At 69.7% G+C, this 22,930-nt stretch carries 14 protein-coding genes and 3 rRNA genes; 9 read left to right on the top strand and 8 right to left on the bottom strand.

Going from position 1 to position 22,930, the window contains the following annotated elements; all coding sequences use genetic code 11:
* The first annotated feature begins 5 nt into the window (after positions 1–5).
* Positions 6–1,298: a DUF1015 domain-containing protein gene (locus ACSUPR_RS25355; RefSeq protein ID WP_436887216.1), complete on the top strand. Its 1,293-nt coding sequence runs from the start codon at positions 6–8 to the stop codon at positions 1,296–1,298.
* Here the strand turns inward: ACSUPR_RS25355 and ACSUPR_RS25350 are convergent.
* The gene (locus ACSUPR_RS25350; protein ID WP_436887215.1) at positions 1,264–2,781 is read right to left on the bottom strand and encodes a serine hydrolase domain-containing protein; all 1,518 of its coding nucleotides are present in this window, start codon (positions 2,779–2,781) and stop codon (positions 1,264–1,266) included. The genes ACSUPR_RS25355 and ACSUPR_RS25350 overlap by 35 nt on opposite strands.
* 412 nt (positions 2,782–3,193) lie before the next feature.
* Between ACSUPR_RS25350 and ACSUPR_RS25345 the strand changes: the two genes are divergently transcribed.
* Positions 3,194–4,201: an HAD-IIA family hydrolase gene (locus ACSUPR_RS25345; RefSeq protein WP_436887214.1), complete on the top strand. Its 1,008-nt coding sequence runs from the start codon at positions 3,194–3,196 to the stop codon at positions 4,199–4,201.
* 320 nt (positions 4,202–4,521) lie between these two features.
* On the opposite strand, the gene ACSUPR_RS25340 is transcribed toward ACSUPR_RS25345, so the two are convergent.
* The gene (locus ACSUPR_RS25340; protein WP_436887213.1) at positions 4,522–5,019 is read right to left on the bottom strand and encodes a single-stranded DNA-binding protein; all 498 of its coding nucleotides are present in this window, start codon (positions 5,017–5,019) and stop codon (positions 4,522–4,524) included.
* 266 nt (positions 5,020–5,285) lie between these two features.
* On the opposite strand from ACSUPR_RS25340, the gene ACSUPR_RS25335 reads away from it, so the two are divergent.
* Positions 5,286–6,290 (top strand): MBL fold metallo-hydrolase, encoded by a 1,005-nt coding sequence (locus tag ACSUPR_RS25335; RefSeq protein ID WP_436892145.1) that lies wholly within the window; start codon positions 5,286–5,288, stop codon positions 6,288–6,290.
* Positions 6,291–6,420: 130 nt separating this feature from the next.
* Entirely contained in the window at positions 6,421–7,365 is a 945-nt protein-coding gene (locus ACSUPR_RS25330) for a GNAT family N-acetyltransferase (protein ID WP_436887212.1), read from the top strand.
* Positions 7,366–7,371: 6 nt separating this feature from the next.
* Here ACSUPR_RS25330 and ACSUPR_RS25325 read toward each other — a convergent pair whose 3' ends face one another.
* Together ACSUPR_RS25325 and ACSUPR_RS25320 are read right to left on the bottom strand one after the other, a co-directional pair.
* The gene (locus ACSUPR_RS25325; RefSeq protein ID WP_436887211.1) at positions 7,372–7,776 is read right to left on the bottom strand and encodes an NUDIX domain-containing protein; all 405 of its coding nucleotides are present in this window, start codon (positions 7,774–7,776) and stop codon (positions 7,372–7,374) included.
* Positions 7,777–7,829: 53 nt separating this feature from the next.
* Positions 7,830–8,669 carry a tetratricopeptide repeat protein gene (locus tag ACSUPR_RS25320; protein WP_436887210.1) on the bottom strand — a complete coding sequence of 280 codons (840 nt, stop codon included), beginning with the start codon at positions 8,667–8,669 and terminating at the stop codon, positions 7,830–7,832.
* Here ACSUPR_RS25320 and ACSUPR_RS25315 point away from each other — a divergent pair.
* Both ACSUPR_RS25315 and ACSUPR_RS25310 read left to right on the top strand, forming a co-directional pair.
* Positions 8,619–9,806: a hypothetical protein gene (locus tag ACSUPR_RS25315; RefSeq protein ID WP_436887209.1), complete on the top strand. Its 1,188-nt coding sequence runs from the start codon at positions 8,619–8,621 to the stop codon at positions 9,804–9,806. The two genes, ACSUPR_RS25320 and ACSUPR_RS25315, sit on opposite strands and share 51 nt — an antisense overlap.
* A 1,518-nt stretch (positions 9,807–11,324) precedes the next feature.
* Positions 11,325–12,602, top strand: coding sequence for an IS256 family transposase (locus tag ACSUPR_RS25310; protein WP_436885469.1), 1,278 nt, complete (start codon positions 11,325–11,327; stop codon positions 12,600–12,602).
* A 658-nt stretch (positions 12,603–13,260) separates the two neighbouring features.
* On the opposite strand, the gene rrf is transcribed toward ACSUPR_RS25310, so the two are convergent.
* The 4 genes from rrf to tyrS form a co-directional block, all read right to left on the bottom strand.
* A 5S ribosomal RNA gene (gene rrf / locus ACSUPR_RS25305) occupies positions 13,261–13,376 on the bottom strand.
* A 102-nt stretch (positions 13,377–13,478) separates the two neighbouring features.
* A 23S ribosomal RNA gene (locus ACSUPR_RS25300) occupies positions 13,479–16,572 on the bottom strand.
* A 365-nt stretch (positions 16,573–16,937) separates the two neighbouring features.
* Positions 16,938–18,469, bottom strand: a 16S ribosomal RNA gene (locus ACSUPR_RS25295).
* The 16S, 23S and 5S rRNA genes sit together here, the layout of an rRNA operon.
* 810 nt (positions 18,470–19,279) lie before the next feature.
* The gene (gene tyrS, locus ACSUPR_RS25290; RefSeq protein ID WP_436887208.1) at positions 19,280–20,581 is read right to left on the bottom strand and encodes a tyrosine--tRNA ligase; all 1,302 of its coding nucleotides are present in this window, start codon (positions 20,579–20,581) and stop codon (positions 19,280–19,282) included.
* Between the two features lie 250 nt (positions 20,582–20,831).
* Between tyrS and ACSUPR_RS25285 the strand changes: the two genes are divergently transcribed.
* The 3 genes from ACSUPR_RS25285 to ACSUPR_RS25275 are packed head-to-tail and all read left to right on the top strand — an operon-like array spanning position 20,832 to position 22,820.
* Entirely contained in the window at positions 20,832–21,644 is an 813-nt protein-coding gene (locus ACSUPR_RS25285; RefSeq protein WP_436892144.1) for an alpha/beta fold hydrolase, read from the top strand.
* Entirely contained in the window at positions 21,637–22,242 is a 606-nt protein-coding gene (locus ACSUPR_RS25280) for a TetR/AcrR family transcriptional regulator (RefSeq protein ID WP_436887207.1), read from the top strand. Before ACSUPR_RS25285 ends, ACSUPR_RS25280 begins: the two co-directional genes overlap by 8 nt.
* Entirely contained in the window at positions 22,242–22,820 is a 579-nt protein-coding gene (locus ACSUPR_RS25275; RefSeq protein WP_436887206.1) for a permease, read from the top strand. Before ACSUPR_RS25280 ends, ACSUPR_RS25275 begins: the two co-directional genes overlap by 1 nt.
* Positions 22,821–22,930: the final 110 nt, after the last annotated feature.

Genomic DNA, 22,930 nt, shown 5'->3' with positions numbered 1-22,930 from the left:
CTGGGATGCCACGCCAACCTCTGGAACTGGAGCCCTTCCGCGGTCTGCGCTACACCCACGGAGACCTCGACCGGTTCATCGACGGGGGATTCGACCTCGCCCGTCTGCTGGCTCCGCCCTACGACGTCCCCGACGCCGAGGAGGCGCGGGCCCTGCAGCGGTCCGACCCGCACAACGCCGCCCGGGTCACCCTGCCCTTCGAACTCAGCCGCCACAGCACCGACCCCGCCGGAGGGGCCGTCCCCCGCCGCTACCGCGCCGCCTCCGCACTCCTGCACGACTGGGTCGCCGACGGTGTGCTCGCCCGCGACCCCCGACCCGCCCTGTACGTGTACGAGCAGGTCACCGCGGACGGCCGCCGCCAGCGCGGCCTGATCGGCAACCTGCGCCTGCCCGAGGACGGCCGCGAACCCGCCGTCCTGCCCCACGAGGACGTGGCCGACGCCCCGGTCCGCGACCGGTTCACCCTCATGGGGGTCGCCCGGGCCAACCTCGAACCCATCTTCCTGCTCTACCGCGGCGGAGGCGGCACCGCCTCCGCCGCCACCGAGGCCGCCGCCGGCCCGCCCCTGGTGGAGGCACGCACCCGCGACGGCGCCGAACACCGCCTCTGGGCGCTCACCGACCCCGCCGTCCACGCCCGCGTCGCCGCCGACCTGGCCGAACGGTCCGCCCTCATCGCCGACGGCCACCACCGCTACGCCGCCTACCGCCGCCTGCACGCCGCCCACGGCGACCCCGGCTGGCGGTACGGGCTGGCCCTGCTCGTGGACAGCGACACCCACCCGCCACGGCTGGGCGCCATCCACCGCGTCCTGCCGGGCCTGCGCACCGAGGACGCCGTCGCCGCCGCCCGCTCCGTCGCCGCGGTCCGGCCCCTGGACGGGGCGCCCGGACACGTCTTCGACACCGTGCGGGGCCCCGCCCTGCTGCTGGCCTCCCCCGACGGGGAGGCCCACCTGGTGCACGGCTTCGACGAGGACACCCTGGCCCGGGCCATGCCCGGCCGCTCCCCCCAGTGGCGGCACCTGCCCACCGCGGCCCTGCACGAGGTGCTGCTGCCGCTGTGGGGCGTCTCCGAGGAAGCGGTGCGCATGGTCCACGACGACCCCGCCGAGGCCGTGGCCGCCGCCCACCACGAGAAGGGCACCGCCGTCATCGTGCCCGCCCTGGACGTGCACCTGGTGTACGAGATCGCCGGGCAGGGCGAGCTGACCCCGCGCAAGTCCACCTCGTTCGGCCCCAAGCCGCGCACCGGGCTGGTCATGCGCCTGCTGGACCCGCCCCGGCACCGCTGACCGCCCGCGCCGGGCCCTGGCCGCGCACCGCCGCCAGGGCCCGCAGTCGCACCGCCCACACCACGGCGAGCGCCGCGGCCGCCACCACCAGCAGCACCGTCACCGACGGCAGCGTGTACAGGGTCTGCACCCAGGTGGCGTCACGGCCGCCCGCCAGCGGCGCGACCAACCGGTTCGGGAACAGCGCCGCGACCACCACCGCCGCGGACCCCGCGGCCCCGGCCGCGCGCCGCCACCGGCGCCCGCCCCGCGCCCACACCCCGGCGCGGCGCACCCCCCGCACCGCCCCGGCGGCCACCGCCGCCACCGCGGCGACACAGGCCAGGTCCAGCGCCAGCAGCCACGGCGCCGGGGAGCCCGCCGCCCCCTCCCCCTCGGCCAGGGCCACCAGGTCCCACAGCAGGGCGGAGGCGTCACCCGCGCCCAGGCCCGTGTTGGCCATCACCGCGATCCCCACCCCGCTCCGCGGCAGCAGCGCCTGGTGGGCGGTGAAGGTGAACTGGATACCGCCGTGCACCAGCAGGGGCGCGCCCCCACCGGTCTCCTGCACCCGCCACCCCAGACCGGAGCCGGCCGCCGGACCGTCGCCGCCCGAGGGGGCGTGCGTCAGCGCCACCGCGCCCCCCGACACCCCCGCGCCGCCGTCGGCGGTACGCCCCCCGGAGTTCTGGGCGACCAGCCACCGCGCCATGTCACCGGCCGTGGACACCATGCCGCCCGCACCGTTGTAGTACCCCTCCGGCTCCGGCAGCGACCACGCCCGGCCCAGCACCGCCACGTGCCCGGGCGCGACCCCGGCCGCGAACACGTCCGCCGCGGTGTCCACCGTGACCGTGTCCGCCATCCCCAGCGGATCGAGCACCCGCTCGCGCAGCACCTCCGCGAACGGCCGCCCCTCCACCACCTCCACCAGGCGGGCCGCGACCTGGTAGTTCGGGTTGTGGTAGTGCTCCTCGGCGCCGGGGTCGGCCACCATACGGGCGTCGGCCAGCCGCGCCACCGCCCCCTCCAGGTCCTCCGGGGTCGGCTCGCTCTTCTCCCTGAAACCCCGGTCGGACATGCCGGAGGTGTGCGTGAGCAGCTGCCGCACGGTGATCCGCGCACCGCGCGGATCGTCCACCACGAACTCCGGCAGGTGCCCGGCGACCGGGTCGTCCAGGCCCAGCCCGCCCTCCTCCACCAGGGACGCCACCACCAGGGCCGTGAACGCCTTGCTCACCGACGCCACCCCCATCGGGGTGTCGGCGCCCACCGGCTCCCCCCGGGAGTCGACCCCGTACCCGGCCGCCCGCACCACCTCGCTCCCCCGCGTCACGGCCACCGCCACCCCGGGCAGCGGAGCCCCCTCCAGATAGGCCTCCACCCGCGCGTCCACCGCCGCGGCCGTGAGACCGTCCGCGGACACGTCGGCAGCGGCCGGCCCGGCCAGGAGCGGCAGCGCCACCGCGAGGACCGCCGCCACCGACACCGTCTTCATCACCATGGCCCCATACTCGCGGCCCGACCCGCGGCGGACCACGGTGCCGACCGCACGGCCACCCTGCGGTCCACCCCACCCCGGGCCGGGAGACCCGCCGCAGGACCACCGCACCGGACGGCGCACGGCCCCGCGCCGCCACCGCCACGCATCGCCACCGCCGTGCGGGTCCCGTCCGTCCCGGTGGCGCGCCGGCGGACGCACCGGGCACCGCCCGCAACGGCACCCCCGGGAGGGGCCCGCGGTCGCCCCCGGGCACCTCGACCCGGCCACGGCGGCCGGGCCCTCCCGAAGGCCGGCCGGCCCCGGGTGCTGCGACGCACCGCACACCCGGCGGGGGCGGCCCGCGCCCCCGCCGGCCGCGGGGCCCGGCATACCCTGGGAGGCGTCCACCGCAGCCGCATGAAACGGGTCCGCCATGTCCCTGCTCGCCGCCGAGCGCCCCCTGAGCACGATCCACGACGCGATGCTCCTGGACCTGGACGGAGTCGTCTACATCGGCCCGGACGCCGTGCCCACCGCCCCGGAGGCCATCGACAAGGCACGGGCCGCGGGGGCACGGGTGGCGTTCGTGACCAACAACGCCGGCCGCACCCCGGCCCGCATCGCCGAGCACCTCACCGCCCTGGGCGTGGCCGCCGCCCCACAGGACGTGGTGACCTCCGCCGAGGCCGCCGCCCGCCTCGTCGCGCAGCACCACCCGGCCGGCTCGGAGGTCCTGGTGGTCGGCGACACCGGACTGCGCCAGGCCGTGCGCCGGATGGGGCTCACACCGGTCACCATCGCCACCGAATCCGTGGTCGCCGTGGTGCAGGGCTACTCCCGCGCGATGACCCGCGACCTCCTCGACCAGGGCACCCTGGCGGTGTCGCGCGGCGCCCTCTACGTCGCCAGCAACGCCGACGCCACCGCCCCCACCGAATGGGGCACCACCCCGGCCAACGGCGCCTTCGTCCGGGTGATCGCGCACGCCACCGGCGTGGAGCCCATCATCGCGGGCAAGCCCATGCGGCCCCTGCACGAGGAGGGCATGCGGCGCACCGGCGCGCGCGACCCGCTCATCGTCGGCGACCGGCTGGACACCGACATCGAGGGCGCCATCGTGCACGGCGCCGCCGGGCTGCTGGTGCTGTCGGGGGTGACCACCCCGCTGGACCTGCTCGCCGCACCCGAGCACCAGCGCCCCAACTACCTGTCGTGGGACCTGTCGGGCATGAACGACACCCACCCCGGGGTCGACCGGACCGACGGCGGCACCCGCTGCGGCGGCTGGTCGGTGACCCGCACCGCCCAGGGCCCGGTCATGGAGGGCTCCGGTGACCGCCTCGACGGCCTGCGCGCCCTGTGCACGGCCGTGTGGGAGGACCCGTCGGTGGACCCGGCCGGCCCGGCCGCACGCGCCGCCCTGGCCGCCCTGGGCTGGTGAACCGGGCCCGGGCACCGCCCACCCGGGCCTGAACGCCTCCCCGTGCGGCGACACCCGCCGCACCCTCGTACACCCGCGCCCGCCCACCGCGCCACGGCCCCCGGAACCGAACCCCGCCGACCGCCGACCCGCCGCGACACCCGCGGTCCGCACCGCGCCCGTGCCGCCCGCCGCCGGCGACCCGGCGCCGCCGACCGCACCCCGAACACCCGCGCCGACCGGTCCCCGCACGCCCAAGAGGCGGAGAAGCAGGCGCACCAGAACGGCCGCGGCCCGCACCGGACACCACCGCCCACCGCGCCACGGCCCCCGGAACACGGTCACCGCCCGGCCTCCGGCGGTGCCGGACGCGGGCAGGGCACCGCCGGAGCGTCACCGGTCCCCGGACGGGCACGGCGCACCAGGGCCACGGTCCGCGCCTCCACCTCGTACATGCTGCGCACGTCCGCCCGCCCGTGCCAGACCCGGCGCCCCGTCACCCGGACGGCACCGCCCGACCGCCACTCCCCGACCCGCGGATGCAGCCCCGGGTCGAAGCCGACGCAGTAGATCGCGTCGGACCGGCGCCCCGACACCCCCTGCCCCGCGGGCCTGCCCACGCACATCCGCCAACCGGCCGGCCGGTCCCCTCTCGCCGTCTTCCGGAACACCGGCTCGGCGGTGATCCGGCCCACCAGCAGCACCTCGTTGCGGTGCCCCTCCTCCCCCTCCCGACCGGACCGCCCGCCCCGGGCCCCCTCCCCGGCGACCCCGGGTATCTCCGGCCTCCCCCCGCCCCCCGTGTCCGCCGCCGCGCCCGGCACACCGTCCTCGCGCATGCCCCGCCCCTTCCGAAAACCCAGTGGTACCGGCCTGGACACCCGGGCTGCACGACGGCCGGCGCACGTGCCCCCGCCTCCAGGATCACCGGCCCCGACCGGCGGCGGAAGGGACCGGCCCGACCTGTGGAAAACCCTCCCGGCGAGGCACCGCCGGGTGTTGCCGCCCCCGACCCCGACCCGGACCGCCCCCGTGTCCTAGAGTCGGATTCGGATGCGGTTCCTCCCGGAACCCACGACGACCAGAGGGAACAGGGGTGCCTACCGTGCACGACGACGTGGACGTGAGCCGCCTGCCCGAGGGGATCACCCCCCTGGGCAACGACATCTTCGCCATCGACACGATGCTCGCCGGATATCCGGGCATCGTCTCCAGCTACCTCATCCGCACCGAACGCCCCTGCATCGTGGAGGTCGGCACCGCAGGTTCGGCGCGGGTCCTGCACGACGCGGTCGTCGCCCTGGGCCTGGCCCCCGCCGACCTGGCCACCATCGTCGTCACCCACATCCACCTCGACCACGCGGGCGGCACCGGCGACATGGCCGCCCTCTTCCCCAACGCCGAGATCGTCGTCCACGAGCGCGGCGCCCGCCACCTCGCCGACCCCAGCCGCCTCATGCGCAGCGCGGCCATGGTCTGGGGCGACCGCCTCGACACCCTCTTCGGACGGATGAACCCCACCGAGGCACAGCGCATCCGCTCCGTCGCCGAGAGCGGCGAGATCGACCTGGGCGGCGGCCGCCGGCTCGTCACCCACTACGCCCCCGGACACGCCAAGCACCACATGGGCCTGGTCGACTCCCTCACCGGCGACCTCTACGTCGGCGACGCCCTGGGCGTCTACAACCAGCTCACCGGGGACGTCCGCCCGGCCACCCCGCCGCCGGACTTCGACCTCCACGCATGCCTTCGCACCCTGCGGCTGTTCTCCGACATCGGCGCCCAGCGCCTGATGTTCTCCCATTTCGGGGCGGTCGAGACGGTCGACGAGACCATCGACCGCGCCGAGGCCGAACTGCACCTTTGGGTCGACACGGTCCGCGAGGCGCACGGCTCCGCCGGCGACCTCGACCACGCCATCGCCATGGTCCGCGACAAGGTCATCAGCCGCTACAAGCCGCTGCCCCCGGACGCCTCCCCCGAGGCCGCCGCCGTCCTGGACACCCTCAGCGGCGCCGAGGCCAACGTGTCGGGCATCGTCCACTGGCTCGACCGGCTCGAACAGGAGCGCGCCGAGGCCGCGCACAGGGAGCGCGAGGAGCGGGGCTGACGGACGCCCCGGGCGCCTGGGCCGCCCCGGCGCCCGACCCGAAGGCGGTGCCCGCGGCGCCGGAACCGCACAGGAGTACGACACCGGAAAAGCACGTGCGGAGGCGCCCCCGGCCACCTAGGCTCACCGCATGACGATCGAGATCCGGCCGCTGGAGAAGGCGGACGCCCCCGCGGTCCTCCCCTTCCTGCGCGCCCACCACCCGTACCGGGTCCTCACCGAGGAGGCCGTGCGCTGGCGGATGGACCACCCCACCCCGCACACGACGGACCGCCCGCTCATCGCGACGGACGCCGGGGGCGCGGTCGTGGGCTTCACCCGGTCCCTGCTCACCCGCCCCCGGGGCCGGGACCCGCACGGCCTGACCTTCCTCATGACCGTCGCGGAGCACCACCGCGGGGACGGCGGGCTGGCCGCCCGCCTCCTCACCGCCTCCGAGGAGGCCCTGACGGAGCAGGGCGCCCGGACCCTGCGCGCCGAAGCCGCCGACGAACCCGTCCAGGCGGGCGGCACGGCGCTCCGCCGGGTCGCCCTGTCCCACGGGTACGAGGTCGAGGACACCCACCACATCCTGGGTCTGGACCTGTCCCTGCTGCCCCCGGCCCCGGAACCGCCCCCCGGCGTCGAACTCCGGCCCTTCAGCGACTACGCCGACGACCCCCGCCCGGTCTACGAACTCGACCGGTCCGTCAGCGCCGACGAACCGGGAGCCGCCCCGGGCGTCGGCTTCATGTCGTTCGAGGACTGGGTGGGCGGGCCGTGGAGCCACACGCTCAGCGACCTCGACCTGAGCCTGGTCTTCCTGCACGAGGGCACCCCGGCGGGCATCACCTGCTACGGCTCCGACCGCGAGACCCGCATGGAGTCGTCGATGACGGGGACCCTGCGCGAATACCGCGGGCGCGGGCTGGCGGGCTACGCCAAGCACACGGCCCTGCTGCGGGCGCGCGAACGGGGGTTCGCCTACGCCACCACCGGCAACCACCAGGACAACGCGCCCATGCTGGCCATCAACACCCGCCTCGGCTACTCGCTCGTGGGCAAGGAGACCACCTACGTCAAGCAGGTCGGCTGACCGCACTCAGGGCCGGGCGCCGGGCAGGCCCAGGACCCGCAGCAGGTGGGCGTAGAGGCCGTCGGACCACGACAGGCTCTCCTCGGGGGGCAGGACGTCGAACTCCCGCACCTCCACCGTCTCGAACTCCCCGCTGAGAGGTACCGAATCCAGGACGGGGGCGTGCGTGACGACCGTGACGTGCCCGTCGGCGAGCACGTAGTACCCGGCGACCTCCACCTCGCCCAGGGTCGCCCCGGCCTCCTCGGCGGCCTCCCGCCGCGCGGTGTCCACCACGCCCTCCCCGGGCTCGGCGTGCCCGCCGGGGAACTCCCAGGCGCGCCGCCGGTTGCGCACCATCAGCGCCCGGCCGCCCCGGCGGGTCAGGCACACCACGGAGTCGTACACGGGGGGAAGGACCCCCAGACGCACAACGGCACCGCCGAGCGGTTCACGCCCGCCCGGCGGTGCCACGGAATCCGGGGTCAGTCGCGCTCCCGGTCCTCGGAGCCGCCGGTCCCCCCGGCCTTCCCGGGACCCTCCACGGCCTCGGGCTCGCCGCCCTCCGGCTCGCCGTCCCGGACCGGCTCCCGGGCCTCGTCGTCCCGGGGGCCGTCCTCTTCGTCCTCGACGACATCCCCGGTGTCGACGCCGCCCCCTTCGCGGACGGACCCGACCGGACCGGCCTCCGGCGCGTCCTCGGGCTCCGGGTGGTCCTGCTCCTCGGCGTCGGTCCAGACGATGCCGTCCTCCAGGTCGACATCGACCAGTTCCACACCCTCCAGGACGGCCAGGCGCTCGTCGGCGTCGGTCACCCCTTCGGTGTCCACGGCGGACGCGCGAGAGAAGTACTCGCGGGCGTCCTCCTCGCGGCCCAGCTCCTCCAGGACGTCGGCGTAGGCGTAGAAGAGGCGCGCGATCCACGGCCGGGCCCGGCGCTCCTTCAGCTCCGGGACCTGGAGCTCGGCCAGTGCGCCCTTGATGTCGCCCATGTCCCGGCGGGCACCGGCGGCCACGATGCGCAGCTCGATGCGCTCGGCCGCGTCCAGCTGCTCGGCGGCGGGGTCCCCGGTGATCTCCAGGGCCCGCTCGGGGCGGCCCAGGCCGCGCTCGCAGTCGGCCATGATCGCCAGGAAGTTGTCACGACCGCTCATCCGCCGCGCGGCGCGCAGGTCGGAGAGCGCCTCCTGCCACTTGCCGACCGTGTAGGCGGCGACACCGGAGGCCTCCCGCACGCCGGGGACCCGGGACGCCTTGCGCCGGGCGTAGGCGGCGTGGGTGTAGGCCCGCTCGGGGTCCTCGTCGACGAACAGGCCGGCGGCCACGATGTGCTTGCCGACCAGCTCCGCCAGGGACTTGGGCAGCGAGCTGAGGTCGCGCCTGGTGTCGGCGTCGAGCTGGTCGTAGGTCGCCTCCTCGGGAAGCTGGGGAGCGATGTCGGCGGGGTCGCGGTCCTCCCGGGGAGCCCGCCGGTCGTCGCGCCCGCGGTACCCGCCGCGGTCGTCACGGCCCCGGTACCCGCCCCGGTCGCGGTCGCCACCGCGGTAGCCGCCCTCGCGACGGTCGCCGCCACGGTCGTCACGGCCCCGGTACCCACCACGGTCATCACGACGGTCCCGATCCCCACCACGGAAACCACCACGGTCCCGATCCCCACCACGGAAACCACCACGGTCCCGGTCCCCACCGCGGTAGCCGCCCTCACGACGGTCACCACCACGGTCATCACGACGGTCCCGATCGCCACCACGGAAACCGCCACGGTCACGGTCACCACCGCGGTACCCACCACGGTCACGGTCACCACCGCGGTACCCACCACGGTCACGGTCACCACCGCGGTACCCACCACGGTCGTCCCGACCCTGGTATCCACCGCGGTCATTTCCGCCCCGGTCATCGCGCCGGTCGCGGTCGCCGCCGCGGAAACCGCCCTCGCGGCGGTCGCCGCCGCGGTCGTCACGGCCCCGGTACCCACCGCGGTAGCCGCCCTCACGACGGTCACCACCACGGTCATCACGACGGTCCCGATCGCCACCACGGAAACCGCCCTCACGACGGTCACCACCACGGTCGTCACGGCCCCGGTACCCACCGCGATCATCACGACGGTCCCGGTCCCCACCACGGAAACCACCACGGTCCCGATCGCCGCCGCGGTAGCCGCCCTCACGACGGTCACCACCACGGTCATCACGGTAACCGCCCTCACGACGGTCACCACCGCGGTACCCACCACGGTCGTCCCGACCCTGGTATCCACCGCGGTCATTTCCGCCCCGGTCATCGCGCCGGTCGCGGTCGCCTCTGAACCCGCCGCGGTCATCGCGGCCCCGGTAACCGCCACGGTCCTGGTCCCCACCGCGGAAACCACCGCGACGGTCGTCGCGGCCGCGGTCATCCCGGTAGCCGGAACGGGAGCGGGAGTCGTCACCGCGTCCCCGACCGTAAGACGCGCCTGAGCGGTCACCGCTGTGCTCGTTGGCTCCGGAGTCCTGGCGGTCTCCCGATCGGCTGTCCTCAGTCATCCAACCCGTCCGTCAACAGTCAAAAGCGCTGCCACTGAGCAGTAGCAGCGCGTCAAGTACTCGTGCCCTCCAGCTTACGTCATGGAGCAGATGGTGCCCGCCAAGGTCCAAGTGCTCAAAGTCCCAGCCCAGCAGGAAATAGCAGCTGCTACGGGCAGGCGTCGCGAGCGCTGAGGGCTTCGACTACACCGGGCAGATGAACCTCGGCTCGCGGGGGTGGGGAGGTGGTTCCTCTGCCGACCATCGTGTGTCTGTCTTTTCAGGGCTTTCAACGCTGTCCTGGGCGGGGGCTCGCTGTCCGGGGTTCAGGGCGCCTCCGGAGGGCGGATCGTCTCTTTCGACTCCAGGGGGTGAGGGTGGGCGTTCCCCAGGTCCCGGGCACAGGGGTGGTGAGGGCTGCGGATGGGTTTCCCGGCCCGCCCCAAGGGGTCGAGGGAAAGAACTGCGGTTGGTACTCCTGGGGGTTTCTCGCTGGACTGGAGGCCTTGGCCCCAGGCCCTGAACCCTTGTGGGCGCCTCCGCCGCGGGGGTGAAGGCCGCGGGTGGGTTTCCCGGCCCGGGCACAGGGGGGTTGAGGAAGAAGGAAACCGGGGTCTGTGCCGCAGGGGGTTGTTGTCTTTTCCTGGGGCCCTCGGCCACAGCCGGAGGGCATCGCTCGGACCTCCGCCACAGGGGGTGAAGGCCGCAGGAGGGTTTCCCGCCCCAGGCACAGGGGGGTTGAGGGAGGGAGAACCGGGGCCTCTGCTCCAGGGGGTGAGGGGGAGGGAGAACCTCGGCCCCGGCCCCAGGGGGGTAGGCGGACTTGGAGGTTTCCAGGAGGGTCACCATCTGGGGTGGGCGGTCTGTGGGGGCGCCCGGCAGCAAGCGTTGGTCTCCAAAAGCCCGGCCGCTTGGGAAGGTACAGACTGCGGAGCGTGGGCCCGTCCCGCCGCAGTCGGCGTGCGGCAGACCACCAGGCCTGGGCGTTCGACGGGCGTGCGGGGTGGTGGGGGTTTACGGGGCGGGTGCGCGCGAGGCCTGCCCCGCCCGGCCACACAGGTCCACGGAGGAAGGGTCCGCCTGCAAACCCGCCGGTCGCACCCGACCTCGCTTGTAACACCAGCCCCCGCTGGGGTGACCCTAGCTAGGTGTGTCCTCCGGCACCACAGGGGGGTGAACCCGAGCGAACACTCCCACCCCGACCCCAGGGGTGAAAGCCGCGGAGAACCTCCCACCTCAGCCCCAGGGGTGAAGGTCGCAGAAGACCTCTCCCCGATTGGGAACGGCCGGCACCGAACACCCGCCCTGGGCCTGACTGGGCAGTCCCGGACCGGTGGCGAGGGCCAGCGGTCCCTCCTCCCTCCACCCCCCTTGGGGTCGGGGCGGGAAGGTGCCTGCGGTTTCCACCCCCTGTGGTGCCCGGGGGGGGACTGTAAAGATAAGGGTGTAACTCCAAGGGGGTAGGAGTTCACCATGAGTGACAAGGCGCAGGTCAAGAAGGATACTGGCAGGTCGGACGAAGAGCTGGTCGCGGAACTGGTCGCCAAGGCCAAGGCCGAGGGCATCGACCTGGTCGGCGAGAACGGGCTGCTGTCCCGCCTGACCAAGACCACCCTGGAGAACGTCCTGCAAGCGGAGATGGACGCCCACCTGGGCTACGCCAAACACGAACGCTCCGCGCCCGGCAACGGCAGCGGCAGCGGCAACGCCCGTAACGGCACCCGCTCCAAGACCGTCACCACCGAGGCCGGCCCCGTCGAGCTCGACGTGCCCCGCGACCGCGACGGCTCCTTCGAGCCGCAGATCGTCAAGAAGCGCCAGCGCCGCCTGAACGGCGTCAACGGCATCGTGCTCTCACTCTCGGCCCGCGGCCTGACCCACGGCGAGATCTGCGCCCACCTGGCCGAGGTCTACGGGGCGAACGTGTCCAAGCAGACCATCTCCACGATCACCGACGGTGCGATGGACCGGATGGCCGAGTGGCAGAACCGGCCCCTGGACCCCGTCTACCCGGTGCTGTTCGTGGACGCCATCAACGTCAAGATCCGCGACGGCCAGGTCACCAACCGGCCCGTCTACGTCGTGCTCGGGGTGACGGCCGAGGGCGAGCGCGACATCCTGGGTCTGTGGGCGGGCGAGGGCGGTGAGGGTGCCAAGTACTGGGCGCACGTGTTCACCGAGCTGCGCAACCGCGGGGTGGCCGATGTGCTCATGCTGGTGGCCGACGGGGTCAAGGGCATGGGCGAGGCGGTCGAGGCCGTGTGGCCGCGCACGGTGCTGCAGACCTGCATCGTGCACCTGCTGCGCAACAGCTTCCGCTACGCCTCGGTCGCCGATCGGCAGAAGGTCGCCGGCGCGCTGCGGCCGGTCTACTCCGCGGCGACCGAGGAGGCCGCCCGGGAGCGGTTCGCCGAGTTCTGTTCGGTGTGGGGTGAGCGGTATCCGGCGATCGTGCGGTTGTGGGAGCAGGCGTGGGCGGAGATGGTGCCGTTCCTGGCCTTCGATGTGGAGATCCGGCGGGTCATCTGCACCACGAACGCGGTCGAGTCGATCAACGCCCGGATCCGGCGTGCGGTCAAGGCCCGGGGACACTTCCCCAACGAGCAGGCCGCGCTCAAGTGCGTGTATCTGGCGTTGATGGCGTTGGATCCGACCGGGGCGGGTGCGGTGAAGTGGGCCGGCCGGTGGAAGCGAGCGCTGAACGCGTTCGATCTGGCCTTCGACGGGCGGTTGACCGCGACACGCCAGTGACCAAGAAAAACAGTTACACCCTTAACTTGACACACCCGCCCGGGGCGGTTCGGGTGCGGGTCGCCCCGGCTGTGGTTGGTGTTACAAGCGAGGTCGGACAGGCCCGTCCCTTTCCAGGCGGACCCTTCCTCCGTGGACCTGTGTGGCCGGGCGGGGCAGGCCTCGCGCGCACCCGCCCCGTAAACCCCCACCACCCCGCACGCCCGTCGAACGCCCAGCCCTGGTGGTCTGCCGCACGCCGACTGCGGCGGGACGGGCCCACGCTCCGCAGTCTGTACCTTCCCAAGCGGCCAGCGTTTTGGAAACCAACGCTTGCTGTCGGGAGCGACCACAGACCGCCCTTTCCAACGGGTGACCCTTTTGGAAACCTCCAAGTCCGTCCACCCCCCTGGGGTGCGGGCCGAGGTTCTTCCCCGCTTTCACCCCCTGCGGTGCAGGTCCCGGTTCTCCCTCCCCCAACCCCCCCTGGGGCTGGGACCCGGGAAACACCCACCCCCACCACCCACCCACACCCAAAACAAAAAAAGAGGGGCCACCCCCAGGCGACCCCCACCAACACAAACAAAAAAGAGGGGCCGCCCCCAGGCAACCCCCCACAACACACCCCACAAACAGGGAAAGCCCCCTCAACCGAGGGGGCTCTCAACCCGACAAAAAACCGTGGCAGCAACCTACTCTCCCACCCCACCACAGGGCAGTACCATCAGCGCAAGGAGACTTAACGACCGGGTTCGGAATGTAACCGGGTGTGACCCTCCCACCATAACCACCACGGAAACCAACACCCACACCCCGAAACCCCAACAAAGAGCCCCGAAGCCGGGAAACATTTCCACCAGCTATGTGAAACGTATGCGCGAGCACCCAATTATCTGCAGCGGACAAGCCCTCGGCCTATTAGTACCGGTCAGCTCCACCCCTCACAAGGCTTCCACACCCGGCCTATCAACCCCATCGTCTATAGGGAGCCTTACCCTCTCAAAGGAGGCAGGAGACCTCATCTCGAAGCAAGCTTCCCGCTTAGATGCTTTCAGCGGTTATCCCTCCCGAACGTAGCCAACCAGCCATGCCCTTGGCAGGACAACTGGCACACCAGAGGTTCGTCCGTCCCGGTCCTCTCGTACTAGGGACAGCCCTTCTCAAGTCTCCAACGCGCACAGCGGATAGGGACCGAACTGTCTCACGACGTTCTAAACCCAGCTCGCGTGCCGCTTTAATGGGCGAACAGCCCAACCCTTGGGACCAACTCCAGCCCCAGGATGCGACGAGCCGACATCGAGGTGCCAAACCATCCCGTCGATATGGACTCTTGGGGAAGATCAGCCTGTTATCCCCGGGGTACCTTTTAGCCGTTGAGCGACACCGCTTCCACACGCCGGTGCCGGATCACTAGTCCCAGCTTTCGCTCCTGCTCGACACGTCCGTCTCACAGTCAAGCTCCCTTGTGCACTTACACTCAACACCTGATTACCAACCAGGCTGAGGGAACCTTTGGGCGCCTCCGTTACTCTTTGGGAGGCAACCGCCCCAGTTAAACTACCCACCAGACACTGTCCCCGAACCGGATCACGGCCCAAGGTTAGATGCCCGAAACAGTCAGAGTGGTATTTCACCAACGCCTCCACCACCACTAGCGTGATAGCTTCACCGGCTCCCACCTATCCTACACAAACCATCCCAAACACCAATGTCAAGCTATAGTGAAGGTCCCGGGGTCTTTCCGTCCTGCTGCGCGAAACGAGCATCTTTACTCGTAGTGCAATTTCACCGGGCCCATGGTTGAGACAGTGGGGAAGTCGTTACGCCATTCGTGCAGGTCGGAACTTACCCGACAAGGAATTTCGCTACCTTAGGATGGTTATAGTTACCACCGCCGTTTACTGGCGCTTAGATTCCCAGCTTCACAGGGGCGAACCCCCATTGACCGGTCCTCTTAACGTTCCAGCACCGGGCAGGCGTCAGTCCGTATACAGCGTCTTACGACTTCGCACGGACCTGTGTTTTTAATAAACAGTCGCTTCCCCCCGCTATCTGCGACCCCACCCAGCTCCAGCCGCGAAGGCCTTCACCAGACAGGGCTCCCCTTCTCCCAAAGTTACGGGGACAATTTGCCGAGTTCCTTAACCATGGTTCACCCGAACGCCTCGGTATTCTCTACCTGACCACCTGCGTCGGTTTAGGGTACTGGCCGCTCACGAACTCGCTAGAGGCTTTTCTCGACAGCATGGGATCACTCACTTCGCCTAAAACGGCTCCGCATCACGTCTCAGCCTTCACGGGAGGCGGATTTACCAACCCCCCAGCCTACACGCTTACCCCCGGACAACCACCGCCGGGTAGAGCTACCCTCCTGCGTCACCCCATCACTTACCTACTACAAGCTCGGATCCCAGACCGGTAAAGCAACCAGTCCCGAAGGACCGGAAACCCACCAGCGTGGTTAGCATCACCTGATTCGATACTGGGCGCTCGTGCACGGGTACGGGAATATCAACCCGTTATCCATCGACTACGCCTGTCGGCCTCGCCTTAGGTCCAGACTCACCCTGGGCGGATTAACCTGCCCCAGGAACCCTTAGTCAATCGGCGGCAACGTTTCTCACGTTGCTTTCGCTACTCATGCCTGCATTCTCACTCGCACGCCCTCCACCACACGATCACTCGGCGGCTTCACCGAACGCACGACGCTCCCCTACCAACCCGGCAAAAACCGGGCTCCACAGCTTCGGCGGTGTGCTTAAGCCCCGCTACATTATCGGCGCAGAACCACTTGACCAGTGAGCTATTACGCACTCTTTAAAGGATGGCTGCTTCTAAGCCAACCTCCTGGTTGTCTCAGCAACTCCACAACCTTTCCCACTTAGCACACGCTTAGGGGCCTTAGCTGATGATCTGGGCTGTTTCCCTCTCGACTACGAAGCTTATCCCCCGCAGTCTCACTGCCACGCTTCACTTAACCGGCATTCGGAGTTTGTCTGACGTCAGTAACCTTGTCGGGCCCATCAGCCAAACAGTAGCTCTACCTCCGGCAAGAAACACGCAACGCTGCACCTAAATGCATTTCGGGGAGAACCAGCTATCACGGAGTTTGATTGGCCTTTCACCCCTACCCACACCTCATCCCCCAGGTTTTCAACCCTGGTGGGTTCGGGCCTCCACGAGGTCTTACCCCCGCTTCACCCTGGACATGGGTAGATCACTCCGCTTCGGGTCCACAGCATGCGACTCAAACGCCCTATTCAGACTCGGTTTCCCTACGGCTACCCCACCCGGGTTAACCTCGCCACACACCATGACTCGCAGGCTCATTCTTCAAAAGGCACGCCATCACCAGACACAAGATCCAGCTCTGACGGCTTGACAGCACACGGTTTCAGGTACTATTTCACGACCCCTCACCGGGGCACTTTTCACCTTTCCCTCACGGTACTAGTGCACTATCGGTCACCAGGACGTATTTTGGCTTAGCAGGTGGTCCTGCCAGATTCACACGGAATTCCTCGGGCTCCGCGCTACTCGGGGACAGCGTCAACACCTGATCAGAACCTTCACCTACGGGACTCTCACCCACTCCGGTACCGCTTCCCAACGGATTCAGCTAGCTCTGACCACTAGTGCTCCGGGCCGGCAGACCCGAAAAGACACGCCCCACAACCCCGCACACGCAACGACTGCCGTCTATCACACGCGCACGGTTTAGCCTCTTCCCCGTTCGCTCACCACTACTAGGAGAATCACTGTTGTTTACTCTTCCTACGGGTACTGAGATGTTTCACTTCCCCGCGTCACCACCAACCGCCCTATACATTCAGGCGGCGGCAACCCGATACAACTCGGGCTAGGTTTCCCCATTCGGACACCCACGGATCAAAGCTCGGTTGACAGCTCCCCGTGGCCTATCGCGGCCTCCCACGTCCTTCATCGGCGCCTGGTGCCAAGGCATCCACCGTATGCCACTATCACTTGGCCACTACAGATAACAAGATGCTCGCGCACACTATTCACAAATCAAAACACCAACCGCATACCCTGCTACCACTCACCCACCCGGACAACCGAGAACCCCCACCCCCGCACACAGCGGAGACAAGGGAACCAGGCCCACAGGCTTCTGAGAGTTCTCAGAGGCGGTCCGCGGGAACCAACCACAAGGGTTGCTTCCTCAGACACCCAACAACGCGCCCTCCAAGGCTTCTAGGACCCTTGGAGGTGAAGTCCGACCAATCCATTACAACCAATCCCACCGGAACACCACAGATCAACCATGGGTTCAGCAGGTCCACTTTCGAGTCCGGCCAACCATAGGAAAAGTGTTGGCCTGAAAAGACTCCTTAGAAAGGAGGTGATCCAGCCGCACCTTCCGGTACGGCTACCTTGTTACGACTTCGTCCCAATCGCCAGCCCCACCTTCACTCACTCCCTCCCCGAAGGGTTAGGCCACAAGTTTCGGGTGTTGCCGACTTTCATGACGTGACGGGCGGTGTGTACAAGGCCCGGGAACGTATTCACCGCGGCGTTGCTGATCCGCGATTACTAGCGACTCCACCTTCATGGGGTCGAGTTGCAGACCCCAATCCGAACTGAGACCGGCTTTTAGGGATTCGCTCCACCTCACGGTATCGCACGCCCATTGTACCGGCCATTGTAGCATGTTTGCAGCCCAAGACATAAGGGGCATGATGACTTGACGTCGTCCCCACCTTCCTCCGAGTTGACCCCGGCAGTCTCCCATGAGTCCCCACCATTACGTGCTGGCAACATGGAACAAGGGTTGCGCTCGTTGCGGGACTTAACCCAACATCTCACGACACGAGCTGACGACAGCCATGCACCACCTGTCACCCGCCAACTAAATGACCCCACATCTCTGCAGGTCCACGGGTGATGTCAAACCTTGGTAAGGTTCTTCGCGTTGCGTCGAATTAAGCAACATGCTCCGCCGCTTGTGCGGGCCCCCGTCAATTCCTTTGAGTTTTAGCCTTGCGGCCGTACTCCCCAGGCGGGGCGCTTAATGCGTTAGCTACGGCGCGGAAACCGTGGAAAGTCCCCACACCTAGCGCCCAACGTTTACGGCATGGACTACCAGGGTATCTAATCCTGTTCGCTCCCCATGCTTTCGCTCCTCAGCGTCAGGTAAGGCCCAGAGACCCGCCTTCGCCACCGGTGTTCCTCCTGATATCTGCGCATTTCACCGCTACACCAGGAATTCCAGTCTCCCCTACCTACCTCTAGCATGCCCGTATCCACTGCAGAACCGGGGTTAAGCCCCGGTCTTTCACAGCAGACGCGACACGCCGCCTACGAGCTCTTTACGCCCAATAATTCCGGACAACGCTCGGACCCTACGTATTACCGCGGCTGCTGGCACGTAGTTAGCCGGTCCTTATTCCCCACCTACCGTCAACCCCGCGAGAACGCGGAGCCTGCGTGAGTGGTAAAAGAGGTTTACAACCCGAAGGCCGTCATCCCCCACGCGGCGTCGCTGCGTCAGGCTTTCGCCCATTGCGCAATATTCCCCACTGCTGCCTCCCGCAGGAGTCTGGGCCGTGTCTCAGTCCCAGTGTGGCCGGTCGCCCTCTCAGGCCGGCTACCCGTAATCGCCTTGGTAGGCCGTTACCCCACCAACAAGCTGATAGGCCGCGAGCCCATCCCCGACCGAAAAACTTTCCACCCTCGACCATGCGGAGGAGGGTCGTATCCGGTATTAGACGGCGTTTCCACCGCTTATCCCGGAGTCAGGGGCAGGTTGCTCACGTGTTACTCACCCGTTCGCCGCTCGTGTACCCCGAAGGGCCTTACCGCTCGACTTGCATGTGTTAAGCACGCCGCCAGCGTTCGTCCTGAGCCAGGATCAAACTCTCCATAAAGGTCTTGCACCGCCACCCCGAAAGGGGTGCGGAAACCTAGAAGAAAATCCTGACCGAACCGTCTGGCTCAATGTCCTTCTGGTCCAATCAAAGGAACCTCGCACACTCCGATCTCACTGATCGTCGTGTGACGGGGCCAAAACAAACTTGGCTGTAAAAATCGAACACGCGCTGTTGAGTTCTCAAGAAGCAACCGCTCTTCCCGTACAAGCCCCGGGTACGTGTTTCTGTTCCCGGCCGCTCTTCCGTGGAAGGCGTCTGCGTTTCCGCTTTGTTGTGTCTTCACTTTATCAGTGTTTCCGTGTCCCGCCAAACCGGCGTTTTCTCGGAATCAACCGACCAGGAGTGAAGAATTCCTGTTCTCTTCTTCGCCGTTCCCGTTTCCGGTGCGGCCCTCCGACCTTACCGCCTCCGGGCGCATGCCCGTGACGCTCTGGCTGGAGTCGAAGAAAGAAGGGTTGTCGCGAGTGCGCGGTCCGGGGCCGAACACGCCCTCAGGGCGCTCGCCGTCCCGCAGCGACTTTCCCGAGTATAGGGAGATGTGTAGGAGACGTCAAACCAGGGCCCGGGTCGTGTGTCGAACCGGGAACCTGGCGCCCTCGCGGGCCGCGTCTTCGGGTCCTGGGGGGCCTCGTGACCGGGCGCTCCCCATACCGGGAGTCGCGTGTGCACGTGGGCCTTTGTAGTTGGACAACGGTCATCCTGCCCCGGTGATTCCCCCTCGAAACCCTCAGAGTGGGACGAATTCTCCGTCCCGGCAGCACGAAGGGCCGGCGCCCGTGGGCGCCGGCCCCCGCGGGGACTCCCCCGTCAGCCGGTCAGGACGACTCCGCCGATGTTGCGCTTGCCCTTGCGCAGCACCACGAACCGCCCCTGGAGGACGTCGTCCTCGGTGAGGCGCGCCTCCACGTCGGTGACCTTCGTGTTGTTCACGTAGGCACCGCCCTCCTGGATGGCCCGGCGGGCCGCCGACTTGCTCGGGGTCAGGCCGCTCTGGGCGAACAGGTCCGCGACCGCGGGCAGCTCGGCCACCGGGCCGGAGACCTCGGCCTTGGGCACCTCGGCCAGGGCCGCCTCCAGGGTGCGTCCGTCGAGCTCGGAGAGCTCGGCGCGGCCGAAGAGGGCCAGGCTGGCGTCCATGACCTTGCGGCACTCGTCCGCACCGTGCACCAGCGTGGTCAGCTCCTCGGCCAGGGCGCGCTGGGCCACACGGGCCTGCGGGCGCTCCGCGGTCTGGCGCTCGAGCTCGGCGATCTCCTCCCGGGAACGGAAGCTGAACACCTTCAGGTAGCGGACGACATCGCGGTCGTCGGCGTTGAACCAGAACTGGTAGAACGCGTACGGCGAGGTCAGCTCCGGGTCCAGCCACACCGTGCCGGTCTCGGTCTTGCCGAACTTGGTCCCGTCGGCCTTGGTGAGCAGGTTGGTGGTCAGCGCGTGCGCCTGGCCGTGCGGCTCGTTGCCGTCGATACGGCGGATGAGGTCCAGGCCGGCGGTGATGTTGCCCCACTGGTCGGAGCCGCCGGTCTGGAGCGTGCACCCGTAGCGCCGGTACAGCTGCACGAAGTCGTAGGACTGCAGCAGCACGTAGCTGAACTCGGTGTAGCTCATGCCCTCACCGTCGAGGCGGCTCCTGACGGTCTCGCGGGCGAGCATCTGGTTGATGCTGAAGTGCTTGCCCACGTCGCGCAGGAACTCGATGGCGTTGATCCCCGACAGCCACTCGCCGTTGTTCGCCAGGATCGCGTCGGTCGGCTGCGGAGTCTCCCCGGGCGGGGTGAACCGCAGGAACGCCGACAGCTGGCCGCGCAGCGCCTCCACCCAGCCCAGCACGGTCTCCACCGAGTTGAGCTGGCGCTCGGCGCTCGGCTTGGGGTCCCCGATGAGGCCGGTCCCGCCGCCGACCAGGGCGATGGGCCGGTGCCCCGCCTGCTGGAAGCGGGCCAGAGTGAGGATCTGGGTGAGGTGGCCGACGTGCAGGCTCCCCGCCGTCGGGTCGAAGCCGCAATACAGGGTGATCGGACCATCGGCGATCGCCTTGCGCAGCGCGTCAAGGTCGGTCGTCTGCGCGATGAGATCGCGCCACTGGAGTTCGTCGATGATGTCGGTCACTGTGCTTGCTCTCTGGTTCGTAGGCGGGCCGGGGCCCGATCTGCCTTGCAGTGTAGGCCGCACGCGGCGGGGACTCACCCGCTTTTCCCTGTCGGCCGCTGACCTGCGGTCCACCGCCACGCTACCGGTTCGGCGGCGGGGCGCGTCGGCACGGCTCCGGAGATCCCCGGCCCACAGGGCCTTGACGCCCTCGGCTAATGCTCTTAGCTTTATGGCTATGGAGATGAGCTTGAGTGGTGGAGAACAGACCCTGCGATACCTCACGCGCCCCCGGGGGCGGATCGCCTACGACCTGTACGGAGCGGAGAACACCGACGGGACCCTGGTGGTGTGCGTGCCGGGCATGTTCGACCACCGGGCGTCCTTCAGGTTCGTGGGCCGGGCCCTGGCCCGGGCCGGACACCGGGTCGCCGCCATGGACCTGCGGGGCCACGGGGACAGCGACACCACGTTCGACGATCACACCAGCCGGGCCGCGGCCACCGACGCCATCGCCCTGGCCGAGGAGCTGGGCGGTGGGGGCGTCGTCATGGCCGGCACCTCGCTGGGCGGCGCCGCCGTGACCATCGCCGCACTGGAGCGACCCGACCTGGTGGCCGGCATCGCCCCCATGGCCGCCTTCCTGCGAAAGCCGGCGCCGGGCCCCGCCACACGGATCGCCCAGCGGCTGATGCTGCTGCGCCCCTGGGGCCCGCGCTTCCTGACCGGCTTCTACGACAGCCTGCACAGGGGCCGCACACCGCAGGGGCACGAGGAGCAGCTGGAGCGCATCCTGGCCATGCTGCGCCCCGCGGACCGCTACCGGGCGGTGCACGAGACCATCTACGCGCCGAGCGAGGAGGTCCTGAGCGCACCGGGCCTGCGGGCCCGCGCCGTGGTGGTCGGCGGCGAGCTGGACCCCGACTGGAAGGACCCGGCCGCGGAGGCCGCCTGGGTGGGCTCGGTCGTCGGCGGACGGGTGGTGATGCTGCCCGAGACCGGCCACTACCCCCAGAGCCAGCGCCCCGACCTGGTCGTGCCGGTGCTGGAGGAGCTGATCGCGCAGGTGCGCGCCGATGCCTAGGGTCGGCCTCACCCCGGAGCTGGTGGTGGCCGAGGCGGCCCGGGTCGTGGACGAGGAGGGCTGGGAGGCGCTGTCCCTGGCCGCGGTGGCCAAGCGGTTCGGTGTGGCCGTGCCCAGCCTGTACAAGCACGTCGACGGTCTGGCCGGGCTGCGTCGCGCCATCGCCGTGCTGGGCGCGAACGAGCTCGGCGCGGTGATCCGGAACGCGGCGGTCGGGCGTTCCGGGGCGGAGGCGCTGCGGTCCGTGGCCGACGCCTACCGGGCCTACGCCCATGCCCACCCCGGACGCTACGCGGCCCTGCAGCGGCTGCCCCGGCTGGCCTCCCCCGACGTGGGGCTGGACAACGACCCGGTGGCCGTACTGGCCGCGGTGCTGAACGGTTTCGGGATCGGCGAGGAGCGGTCGGTGCACGCGATCCGGGCGCTGCGCAGCGCGCTGCACGGTTTCGTGGACCTGGAGGTACGGGGAGGGTTCGGCCTGCCCCAGGACGTGGACGAGAGTTTCGGGCTGCTGGTGGAGGGGTTCGTGCGCGCCTACCGGGACTGGCCCGGAGGCGGCGGTGACGGCGGGGCGACCCGCGGAGGGGGGACCGACTGATGCTGGCCGGACATTTCGGAGTGGCGGGGATCGTCAAGGCGTGGCGGCCGGAGATACCGATGGCCGCACTCCTGGTGGCCTCGCAGGTGCCCGACCTCGTCTTCCTCCCGCTGTCCGCGGCGGGCGTGGAGTCCATGGCCCCCGCGGCCCCGGGGCTGAGCGGTTACGGGTCGCTGCTCATCACCGCCCCGTTCTCGCATGCCCTGGTGTCGAACCTGGTGCTGGCGGTGGCCGTCGGGCTGCTGACGCACGTGTTCCTGCGCGACCGCTGGGGCGTCCACGCCGGGTGGGTGCTGGGCGGGGTGGTGTTCTCGCACTGGCTGCTCGACCTGTTGGTGCACCGGCCCGACATGCCGCTGCTGCCCGGCGGCTCGGGCCCGCCGCTGCTGGGCCTGGGCCTGTGGGAGACGCCCGTGGCGGCGGCGGTCGTCGAGGGCGCGCTGGTGGCGGCCGGGGTGCTGCTGTACGGGTGGCGCACGCTGCGGGACGTGCCGGACCGGCGGCGGGCGTGGGCGTACAGCGTCGGTGTGGGGGCCCTGCCGGCCGGGTCGTTCCTGTTCGACCTCCTCGCCTCCTGATCCCCTCCCGCCCCCGTTCCGGTCGGTCCGCCGAGACGAACACGACCCCGCCCGGTGTTCCCCGACGGCCGTGGCATGCGCCAAGCTGGGGAACGGCGCCGTCCCCTGGC

It is taken from the genome of Nocardiopsis dassonvillei, from assembly GCF_964273065.1.
Lineage (GTDB): Bacteria > Actinomycetota > Actinomycetes > Streptosporangiales > Streptosporangiaceae > Nocardiopsis > Nocardiopsis dassonvillei_B.
This window is presented reverse-complemented; position numbering and strand designations above follow the sequence as displayed.